Annotated in this window: 5 protein-coding genes and 1 pseudogene; 3 read left to right on the forward strand and 3 right to left on the reverse strand. The window is 63.5% G+C overall.

The window, feature by feature from the left end; translation table 11 throughout:
• Together KBY58_RS12785 and psbZ are read right to left on the reverse strand one after the other, a co-directional pair.
• The coding region (locus KBY58_RS12785; protein ID WP_255004701.1) for a 6,7-dimethyl-8-ribityllumazine synthase at nucleotides 1-140 on the reverse strand (140 nt) is incomplete at its 3' end.
• Between the two features lie 81 nt (nucleotides 141-221).
• A complete protein-coding gene (gene psbZ / locus KBY58_RS12790; RefSeq protein ID WP_254934362.1) occupies nucleotides 222-410 on the reverse strand; it encodes a photosystem II reaction center protein PsbZ in 189 nt (62 codons plus the stop codon).
• Nucleotides 411-601: 191 nt separating this feature from the next.
• Here psbZ and mutS point away from each other — a divergent pair, with 191 nt between their 5' ends.
• Entirely contained in the window at nucleotides 602-3,442 is a 2,841-nt protein-coding gene (gene mutS, locus KBY58_RS12795) for a DNA mismatch repair protein MutS (RefSeq protein ID WP_255004702.1), read from the forward strand.
• A gap of 18 nt (nucleotides 3,443-3,460) precedes the next feature.
• On the opposite strand, the gene KBY58_RS12800 is transcribed toward mutS, so the two are convergent.
• A complete protein-coding gene (locus KBY58_RS12800; protein WP_255004703.1) occupies nucleotides 3,461-4,135 on the reverse strand; it encodes a precorrin-8X methylmutase in 675 nt (224 codons plus the stop codon).
• A 331-nt stretch (nucleotides 4,136-4,466) separates the two neighbouring features.
• Between KBY58_RS12800 and KBY58_RS12805 the strand changes: the two genes are divergently transcribed.
• The gene (locus tag KBY58_RS12805) at nucleotides 4,467-5,252 is read left to right on the forward strand and encodes a type II toxin-antitoxin system Phd/YefM family antitoxin (RefSeq protein WP_255004700.1); all 786 of its coding nucleotides are present in this window, start codon (nucleotides 4,467-4,469) and stop codon (nucleotides 5,250-5,252) included.
• A gap of 11 nt (nucleotides 5,253-5,263) precedes the next feature.
• Nucleotides 5,264-5,631, forward strand: a pseudogene (locus tag KBY58_RS12810) (DNA polymerase III subunit delta); the annotation flags it as partial.

Below are 5,631 nucleotides of genomic sequence, written 5' to 3' on the forward strand. Positions count from 1 at the left end.
GAGGTGTCGATGCCGTGGCGCGATAGGCAATCAAGGCAAGCACTCAGGAGCTTGGCCGTTACCAAATCGTTGAAGCGGGCCACCACCACGCCAATGCGCAGGCTTGAGGCCTCCGTGAACCGTCCTTCAAAAATCGCCACGGTTGGAAGGGTCTGCTGGGGAAGGTTGGCGCCCTAAAGCACCTCAGACTCAAGCCTAGCCAGCCATACCCCTAGGCCCCTTCAGACCACGAAGAAGCTCATGCCCCAGTTGACCAGCACCAGAGCCACCCAGGCGATGCCGCCCAGCAGGATCAGGCGGTTGGAGCGGCCGGAATCTTCGCTGCTGGCGTAGAGCACGGGCACGGCCACGATCAACGCAAACGACATCACCACTAGGGCGAGAACGGTGAGGGTATTGAGGATCTGCATCGGGCCATTTCAGGCAGTGGCAGGATTCTCCCATGGGGGCAAGGCCATAGGCGACCGGTGCTGCGGATGCTTCACAAGTTGTGGGGCTGGCAAGGAACCATCGGTGACAACAGGGCAACTCACCTAAGCTTCAGCCCCCTCCAAGTTCTCCAGCCGTGGCCGCGCCAGCCGAGCAGCAGCCTGAGCTGGCCATGCAGGGCAGCCTGTTTGGCAAACCGGAGCCACCCGGCAAACAACCCGGCAGCCCGCCCCCCCCAAATTCGATTCCAGAGCTGGATGAGCAGGCACTGCTCAGAGATGCAGCCCAAAGGCCCCGTGAGAGACCGCGCCAGAGACCACATCCAAAGCCTCTACAAAAACCCAGCCAAGAGTGCTCCTCAGAAGAAGCCATTCCCGCCGAGGCCAGCACCAGCGACCTGCCCACCTGGCACCACCACGGCCTGGTGCAAGCGGAAAAACTCACGCCGATGCTGCGCCACTACGTGGAGCTCAAGGCAGCCCATCCGGAGCGGGTGTTGCTCTATCGGCTAGGCGACTTTTTTGAGTGCTTCTTTGAAGACGCCATCACCCTCTCGCGGCTACTGGAGTTAACCCTCACCGGCAAGGAGGCGGGCAAGGCGATTGGTCGGGTGCCGATGGCGGGCATTCCCCACCATGCAGCTGAGCGCTACTGCGCTGAGTTGGTGCGCCGCGGCCTCAGCGTGGCGCTCTGCGATCAACTCGAAGATGCCGGCAGCAGAAACCCGGCCAAAGGTGAGCTGCTCAAACGGGGCATCACCCGGGTAATCACCCCCGGCACGGTGCTCGAGGAGGAAATGCTCAGCGCCCGCCGCAACAACTGGCTTTGCGCCGTGGTGCTAGCGCCCCAGGGCCAGGGGGGCCGCTGGGGTTTGGCCGTGGCCGATGTGAGTACGGGGGAATTTCGGGTTACAGAAAGGGACGGCTCTGACCTGCTGCACCAGGAGCTGCTGCAGGTGGAGGCCGCAGAAGTGCTCTGGCCAGAAAAAGTGAGCCTTACGGCAGAAGCAGCCCAAGGCGCTGGAAATAGCAAGCCTGCCTGGTGCCCGGAAGGCCTACACCTCACCCACCTGCCCCGGACTCCGTTTGAAACTCCCGAGGCCAGCGCCACCTTGAAAGGACGCTTTGGCCTGGCCAGCCTCGATGGCCTGGGGCTTGGTGAATTACCCCTGGGCCTTAGGGCCGCAGGGGGATTAGTGGCCTACCTCGATGCCACCCAGAGTTCGGGCGAAGCAACTCCCGCCCAGCAGGTGCCCCTGGATCTGCCAATCACCTGGCATGCCGGCGATCAACTGGTGATTGATGCCCAAACCCGCCGCAACCTGGAGCTCACCAAAACCCAGGTCGGCGGCCAGATCCACGGCTCCCTGCTCTGGGCCCTCGATCGCACCAGCACCGCCATGGGTGGCCGTTGCCTCAGACGCTGGATCGAAGCGCCCCTGATCGACCTCGAAGCGATCCTCAACCGCCAGGCGGGGGTGAGCGAACTGGTGGCGGGCCGGCAGCAGCGCCAGGCGCTGCGCAGGCTGCTTAGGCCCATGGGGGATTTGGAGCGCCTGGCCGGGCGGGCCGGTGCTGGCACCGCATCCGCCCGGGATCTGGTGAGCCTGGCCGATGGCCTGGAGCGATTGCCCCAATTGGCTGGCCTGGTGGCCAAGAGCATTAGTCCGCCGCTAAGTGCCCTGGCCCAACCCTGGCCCGAGCTCGCCAGCCTCGCGACCCTGCTGCGCCACACCCTGGTGGAGTCGCCGCCGATGGGCCTAAGCGAAGGCGGCCTAATCCACGATGGCGTGGACCCCCAACTCGACGGCCTGCGCAACCAGCTCGACGACCAGGAGGCCTGGCTGGGTCAGCAGGAAACCCTGGAGCGCCAAATCAGCGGCATTTCAACCCTCAAACTCCAGTACCACCGCACCTTTGGCTACTTCCTGGCGGTCTCAAAGGCCAAGGCGGCCTCGGTGCCCGAGCACTGGATGCGGCGCCAAACCCTGGCCAATGAGGAGCGCTTCGTTACGCCGGACCTCAAGGCCCGTGAGGGCAAGATCCTCCAGCTCAAGGCCCGAACTGCCCAGCGCGAATACGAACTGTTCGGCCAGCTGCGCGCCCAAGTAGGAGAGCAGGCCAGCTCCATCCGGGTGGCGGCGCGGCTTGTGGCCGAACTAGATGGGGTCACCTGTCTGGCCGAAGTGGCCGCCACCGGGGGCTATTGCTGCCCCGAAATCAGCGAAGGCCGCGAACTGCTGATCGAGGGGGGTCGCCACCCGGTGGTCGAGCAGCTGCTGGTGGAGAAAGGCTTCACCGCCAACGACCTGGCCCTGGGTTCAGAGCCCATCAGTAGCGCAGGTCATCCAGATTTGATCGTGCTGACCGGCCCCAATGCCAGCGGCAAAAGTTGCTATCTACGCCAGGCGGGTCTGCTGCAACTGATGGCCCAAATGGGCAGCTGGATCCCTGCCAAAGCAGCGCGGATCGGCATTGCCGATCGAATTTTCACCAGGGTTGGCGCCGGCGACGACCTCGCCGCGGGCCAATCCACCTTCATGGTCGAAATGGCCGAAACCGCCAACATCCTTCACCACGCCAGCGAACACTCCCTGGTGTTGCTCGATGAGATCGGTCGGGGCACCGCCACCTTCGATGGCCTCTCGATTGCCTGGGCCGTGGCCGAACACCTGGCCAGCCCAGAACTGAGGTCCCGCAGTGTGTTTGCCACCCACTACCACGAACTAAATGAGCTCGCCACGCTCCTACCCAACGTGGCCAACGCCCAGGTGCTGGTGGAGGAAACGGGGGAAGAGCTGCTGTTCTTGCACCGGGTAGTGCCCGGTGGAGCCAGCCGCAGCTACGGCATTGAGGCCGCCCGCCTGGCGGGGGTGCCCCCCTCGGTGGTGCTGCGGGCCCGGCAGGTGCTCAGCCGCATCGAGGCCAACAGCCATGTGGCCGTGGGGATCCAGCCCGAAAGCCAGCAACCCGCCAAATCGCAAAGGCACGCCAAATCGCAAATGGTTGCCTAGACGAGCTCAAGAATTGCTTTAGGCCTGCTCTGCCGCCGCCAAAAACCCATGGCGCAGCAGGGCATTACAGGCAGCAGCCACCAATCCGGCTCCACCCTTGGAGCCCCCGAGCCCCAGGTGCACTAGGCCACTGGCGCCCAGGTGACGCTTGCTCTGTTCCACCCCCACAAAACCCACTGGCATGCCCACCACCAGGGCCGGCGACGGACAGGCCCCAGCTGCCACCAACTCCAGCAGTCGCTCCAAGGCAGTGGGAGCACTGCCAATCAACACAACAACGCCAGTGCCGCCTAATCGAACCTGACCTAGATCCGCCAGGGCCAGCGCCATCCCCGCAGCCGTTCTGGTGCTGCCGGCTGGGGGTTGGGCAGGGGCCCAATCGAGCACGCTGGCCACCCGATTAGCGAAGGTGCGCCGTGCCATTGGAGCCACCGCCGCCGCCGCCATGGCCGTGTCGGTGAGGATCACTGCGCCGGCTGCAAGGGCCGCCGCTCCGGCTTCGCAGGCCCCAGGGGAAAACTGGAGATCATTCGCCAGGCTGAGGTCGCCACTGCTATGGATCAATCGCAGCAGCACATCACTTTCCAATGGGGAAAGCGGAGCAAGCAGATCCACCGGCTCCTGGGCCAAAGCTGAGCGGATCAAGGCGATGCTTTCACTAAAAATCGGATGGTCGAAAGCCTGAGGTGCCACAACCTGGGGTACCACTGCCTGGGGTACCACTGCCTGGGGTGACGGTGAGGGATCAGGTAACTGATCGGGCAACTGATCAGAAAATTGATCGGGCAGACGGTGGACTGACAACGGCCCTAGCCACTTCAAAGCTGTTTACCAATTCTGTACAGCCTGTAGGCCTTACATAAGCTGTACAGCCTGTACATAATTTCCATAGGCTTCAAAAACAGACCCAACCAAGCCCTAAGGGAAAACCAAAAAGCAAGCTAAAAAGCAAATCAAAAAGCAAGACCTCCAAACAAAACCTCAAACCAAAAAACAAGCAAACCGCCTCGGCCTTGCCATCACCATGAATCCGACCCCCCATCCCCAGCCCCAGGGCCAACCAAGCTCAGCCTTTGAAATGGCTGACAGTGTCGGTGTGGAGGCCGCACGACGCCGCTTACCGGAGCTGCTCGACCGCGCCGCAGGCGGGGAACGGATATTGATCAATAGACATCACAAACCTGTTGCCGCCCTGGTACCCCTCGCCGATCAACCGCCGGCGGATCCGATCCGTCGTCAACGGCAGATCCAATCACTCTTGGGCCTGCAGGGCAGCGGTCGTCACTGCTGGAACCGCGATTCACCACGTCCCGCCAGGCCCGCACCCGCAACCCCGGCCTATGTGCAGTCCGTGCAACGGGACAAGGCCTTTGCACCGCACCTGCTGCGTCGGGGCTCGAAGGTGGCCCTCGATGGCAGCGCCCTGGTGGCATACATCTGTGATGCCAAGGGCACTGGCAAATATCTCGGGCCCCTAATCGAAGGGATCGCCCAGGGCTACTGGCTGGGGGTGTTGAGCACGGTCAGCCTGATGCGCGTGCTGGAAGGTCCCCTGGCCTGCGGCGATGAAGCCCTGGTCCAGCGCTACAGCCAGGCCTTTGCCGATGGTCGCCACTGGCAACTGATCAGTCCTGATGCGGCCATGGCTGCGGCCGCCGTTCGTCTGCGCCGCCAGGAACCACAGCTCGATGAAATCGGCGCCATCGAGCTGGCCACGGCCATCCAAAGCGGTGCGGCCGTGCTGGTGACCGATCACCCCGCCCTAGCCCACACTGGCCAACACCCGGTGCTGAGCGCCCTGCGGATCTGAGGCCCAAGCCCATGCCGATTCACCTCTACTGGGGCGACGATGAAGCCGCCCGGCAGAGGGCCGTCGATGGCCTGATCGCCCAGCTGGTGGATCCGGCCTGGAGCAGCATCAACCTCAGTCGCCTCGATGGCAACGACGCCGGCCAGGCGGCCCAGGCCCTGGGTGAAGTCCGCACACCCCCCTTTGGCAGTGGTGCCCGGGTGGTGGTGCTGCAGCGCAGCCCCTTTTGCAACCAATGTCCGACAGAGCTGGCCGAACAGTGGGAGGCAAATTTGGAGCTCGTGGCCGAGCAATGCCACCTGGTTTTGGTCAATCCCGGCAAGCCCGATGCCCGGTTGCGCACCACCAAAAGCTTGCAAAAACTGATTAAGTCTGGGGA

The sequence above is a fragment of the Cyanobium sp. HWJ4-Hawea genome (assembly GCF_024345815.1).
Classification (GTDB): Bacteria; Cyanobacteriota; Cyanobacteriia; order PCC-6307; family Cyanobiaceae; genus Cyanobium_A.